Annotated in this window: 1 protein-coding gene; it reads right to left on the bottom strand. The window is 40.4% G+C overall.

The features are described from left to right. A partial coding sequence (locus tag GJU43_RS22620; protein WP_154344171.1) for a non-ribosomal peptide synthetase occupies positions 1-5,400 on the bottom strand: 5,400 nt, incomplete at both ends.

Here is a 5,400-nt window from a genome sequence, read left to right as displayed (position 1 = left end):
TTCACTGCTGTAATCGGAAAGTTTTTCTATATGCTCCGGCAGAATCATTACATTAATCCCCGATTCATCTGTATACGGTGTATCTGAAATTAGTAACGCTGCACGGCCATCTTCTAAGATGTAACTGATTCTTGAAGTCGGGTAACTTTTATCAATAGGCAGGTAAATACCGCCCAGTTTCAGGATACTTAACATTGAGATTAACATCCATTCGCTGCGGTCCAGCAATAAACCTACACAATCGCCTTGTTTGATGCCGTAGCGCTCTTTCAGATAATTCGACAATTGGTTGACAGCGGCATCTAATGCTTCGTAACTTAATTTTCGATCTGCATAATATACCGCAACGGCTTGCGGGGTTCTGCTCACATTTTGCTCGAATCGGGTCAGGAAACTGCCGCTTAAAGGATAATCTTTTGCCGTAGCGTTGAAATTTGTTAGAATATTGGCACTTTCCGCATCAGACAAATAATTGTACTTCCCAATACTGGTCTGCGGAGCGGCAACTACTAAGGCTAACAATTCTTCCAGGTGCGAGGCCATTCTTGCGATTCGAGAAACGGAGAATAACGACGTGTTGTATTCAATCGTTAGCTGCAAATTATCATTTTGTTTACTGAAGTAAAAAGTGATGTCGAATTTGCTGTTAACGAATGTTTCGGAATCTTCAATAATTTCTATGCTATCTAAAGTTTCGGAAGATTCTCTACTACCCTCCTGCCACACAATCATGACATCAAATAACGGCGAATGACTTAAATCTCTGGAAACGTCCAGTTCTTCTACCAACAGGTCAAACGGATACAATTGATGCTCGTAAGCATTTAAACAGGTTTCTTTTACCTGCGCCAGTAAAGCTTCGTAGCTCATGTCGCCCGATAATTCGTCTCTGAGCACTAAGGTGTTCAGATAAAATCCTAACTGATTTTCCAAATCGGAATGTACCCTGCCGGAGATCGGAGTTCCGATAATGATGTCTGCGGTTCCGGTGTAGCGGTACAGAAGCATTTTTACTACTGAAAGTACGCCCATGAACATCGTATTTCCGCTGCCTGTAATTAACTTAGTAAAGTTTTTGGCGCTATTGGTTTCAAATTGATAATTGTAATGTGCTCCGGAAAACGTTTTTACAGGTGGTCTTGTATAATCTGTCGGTAATTCCAACGGCGTAATTTCACCGGATAATTCATTTAACCAATAGGATTTATGATGCAATAATTTATCATTTTCCAATTCTTTTGCTTCCCAGGCTGCATAATCTCGGTACTGGATTGGCAATGGCTCAAGCCCTAATTTTTCTCCAGTCCTGATTTTATTATAGATGTATTTAATTTCGTCAATTAAAATTTCAACCGACCATTCATCAGAAATAATATGATGGTTTACTAATACAAAAAGATATTCGTTTTCAGCAACTTCAAAAACAGTCACTTTAATTAACGGCCCATTTTCTAAGTCTAATGGACTTTCTATTACCAAACGTTGTTTTTCTTTTACCAGATCACGGGCATTTTCAATAGCGCTCAAATCAATATATTCAACTACTTTAGAGAAATTATGAATGTCCAGTACTACCTGTCTGACTTCGTCATCAATCATTTTGAATACGGTCCGCAGAATTTCATGTCGGTTTATTAATTCAAGAAATGCCTGATTTAATACTTCGATACTTAAGTCTCCATGAAACCAATACGACATTGAGGTATTATAGGCCACTCTTGCTTCTGTAAACTGATTTAAGGTCCACATGCGTTTTTGTGCGTAGGAAGCAGTATAGTACGCTGCATCTGCTACCTTTTCTATGGCAACCAGTGCGGTAGATTCCTGCTGGTCTATTAGTTTTGCTAATTCTCTCAGGCTGCTTGTTGCAAAAATATCTTTCAGTACAATTTTTACAGACTGCTCTTTGGCGACCATCGATACCAATCGTATGGCTTTAAGTGAATTTCCGCCTAATTCAAAGAAGTTGTCTTCTGCCCCAACCTGCTGCACTAATAGTAATTCTGACCAGATTTTTGCCAGCTGTTTTTCCGTAGCTGTTTCTGGCGCACTATATATTTTTGCTGAAACTCCCTGTGGAGATGGCAATTTTGACTGGTCTAATTTTCCGTTGGTCGTCAATGGAAATTCTTCCATACCTACATAATAATGAGGCACCATGTACGATGGTAAACGGGCTCCCAGACAGGCTTTGACCTCGCCTGCTTTTTCCTCTGAGCCAATGTAGTATACCACCAATGATGGAAGTACTCCGTCTGAAACCACCAGTACTTCAAATTGCTCCAGTAAATTGCTTTCTGCTATTATCGCACTTAGTTCGCCCAGTTCAATACGGTGTCCCTGTATTTTTACCTGATCGTCTTTTCTTCCGTGATAGCGTAAGTTTCCTTCGTTATCCCAGCTTACGGTATCTCCTGTTTTGTAGAGCATTCCTTCTCTAAACGGATTTGATAACGTACGTTCTGCAGTTAAAGCTTCATTTCCGATATAACCTTTGAACACCCCTGCACCTCCTATGTATAACTCTCCCTGAACGCCAATGGGTACCAATTGATGGTTGGAATCTAAAACATATAATGAGGTATTGCTGATCGGGCGGCCAATCGTAATTGTATTTTCCTGTTCTACCAATGCTACACTGCACCCTACCGTTGTTTCGGTTGGACCATATTCGTTGTAGATTTTCATCGAAGGATTTAACCCTTTTAGGATGGAAACATGATGGGCCGTTAAACGTTCTCCTCCGACAATTGCAACGGCAATATGGGTACTTGTCAAATCTAAACCTGCCAGTACCTGTATGTGCGAAGGTGTTAGTTTTACTGTCCGGATGGAATTGCTGCTGAATACTTTTTGCAACGTGGCAAAATCGTCTTCTTTGGAAGATAAAATTTCCAATACATCACCACGTAACAACCCGCTCCATAAACTTGTAACAGTTAAGTCGAAAGATAATGATGTGAATAAACAACCCGGATAGTCTGCTTCGTTTTTATAATAATTTTCATTGGCCCAATTTAAATAATTGACTACTGCGCTATGGGAAATCATCACTCCTTTTGGTCTTCCTGTCGAACCGGAGGTGTAGATTACATAAGCCAGATCTTCTCCGCTTACCGCTGTATGCAATCGCGTTTTTGGATGGTTTTCTACTATTTCTTTTAAATCGGTACTGTTTACGCTTGTCACTTCATATTCCGTGATCGCTGTATCGGTAATTACTAAGGATACATTTCCATCCCTTAGCATATACGCAATACGATCGGATGGATAGTTACGATCGATTGGTAAGTAGGCACCTCCGGCTTTTAAGATTCCTAAAATACTTATTACCAAATCCTTACTTCTGTCCTGTAGGATCCCCACAATACTTCCCTTACCAATAGCATGCTGAGTTTGCAAATAATGGGCTACGGCATTCGAGCGTTCTTCCAGTTCCTGATAACTAAGTTTGCTACCTTCATACCTTACAGCTATGGCCTCTTTTTGTTCGTCGGCCTGTGCTTCAAAAAGTGAAATAAGCGTAGTCAATGAAGACTGGGAAACGATTTCTCCCTGGTATTTTTCCAGTAAGGCGGTATGCTCTTCTGCTTCAATTAATGGTAACTGATCTAACGAAAGGCTACTATCGCTGACAATACTATCCAGTAGTTTTCCCAAGTGAAAACCTAATCGGTTAATGCGTTCCGCACTATAAATATCGGTGTTGTATTCAATGTGAGCACTAATTTGTCCTGACGTATCTTCCTTAAACCAAAAAGTAAGGTCGTATAAACTGGTGTTTACCGCTACACGCACTGAAGACACTGATAAACCTTCCATTTCTTCTATTTCTTCCGATGCGGACTGATCGTTTGCCAGTACAACCACTACATCATATAGCGGAAAGCGGCTTAAGTCCCTGGAAAGCTCCAGTTCGTCTACCAGTAAATCAAACGGATAGGATTGATTATCATACCCTTCCAGACACGTTTGTTTGACCAATTGCAACAGATTTGTAAAACTTCCATTCCCTTCAAATTTGGTTCGTAAGGCCAGATTGTTGATATAAAATCCAATCTGATGCTCTAAATCGGAGTGTTCTCTTCCTGCTATTGGGGTTCCAACAATGATATCTTCTTGTCCGCTATATCGGTACAACAATACTTTAATTAGTGAAACAAGTCCCATAAACAGCGTACTGTCCTGTTCTTTTATATACTGTTTAAAAGCCTGACTTGTCGCTTCTGAAAAAACAACATGCGTCTGTGCCCCGTTATAAGTTTGTACCGACGGACGCACATAATCTGATGGTAAGTCCAGTACAGGCAATTCTCCTCCTAGTTTTGTCAGCCAGTAGTTACGGGAATCTGCTAATTTTCCTGTTGAGAGTTCCTGTAACTGCCAGGCCGCATAATCTTTGTATTGAATTGGTAAGGCTGCCAAAGAAGAGGCTGCTGAAGCAACAATCGTATTATAAGCACTTATTAAATCACGTACCAGAACCTGCATTGACCATTCATCAGAAATAATATGATGAATAGCAAATAACAAACGATGCTGGTCGTTTCCTAATTTTAATACCACTGCTTTAAACAAGGGGCCTTTTGCTAAATCAAAAGGAGAAACAGCCATTGCAGTTAAAACTTCTTCAATAGCGTTTTCTTTGTTTTCGCTGTGCGATACATCTGTTACGGGAATCTCAAAATGGATGGTTTCCACAGCTTGTATCAACTGACGCGGCTCCCCGTCTTTTACGATAAAGATGGTTCGTAAACTCTCGTGGCGTTCGATTAATTTTCTAAAAGACTCCGTTAAAGCAGTAAGGTCTAATGTACCTTGCATATCATAACTTATCGGACGGCTATAGGCTGTAAAATCTTCCTGCAACTGATCTAAAACCCACAAACGACGCTGCCCGTGTGACAAGGCATAATCCTCCTGTTCTGCTATTTTTTCAATAGCGTTGTAAGTATTTCCTTTTGATGCTGCTAGTAAGGAAGCCTGTGCTTTTAAGGTGGAATGGTTGAAAATTTCCCCAATGCTCAACTGCACTTCTTGATTTTTATACACTCTCGATATTAACTGAATCGCTTTTAAAGACGAACCTCCTAAATCAAAAAATGAATCGTTTCTTCCAATACTGCTTTGCGGAATGCTTAATAATTCTGCCCAGATTCCGCTTAAGGAAGTTTCAATCGTTCCGACTGGTGCTTCGTAATTACTGCCTCGCAATAATTCTGAAGGTTTTGGTAAGGCACGTTTGTCTACTTTCCCGTTTAAGGTCAAAGGAAATTCTTCCAGATAAATAAAGTAATCCGGAATACTGCTGCGGTCTAATGTTGCCGATAAAAGCAAACGCAATTCTCCGGAACCGTATTCTGTTCCGCTGTAATAACACAATAACGAATCCGCCGAGGC

The organism is Flavobacterium sp. LC2016-23, assembly GCF_009674775.1.
Classification (GTDB): domain Bacteria; phylum Bacteroidota; class Bacteroidia; order Flavobacteriales; family Flavobacteriaceae; genus Flavobacterium.
Note: the sequence above shows the minus strand (reverse complement) of the source record. Positions and strands in the feature narration are given on the sequence as shown.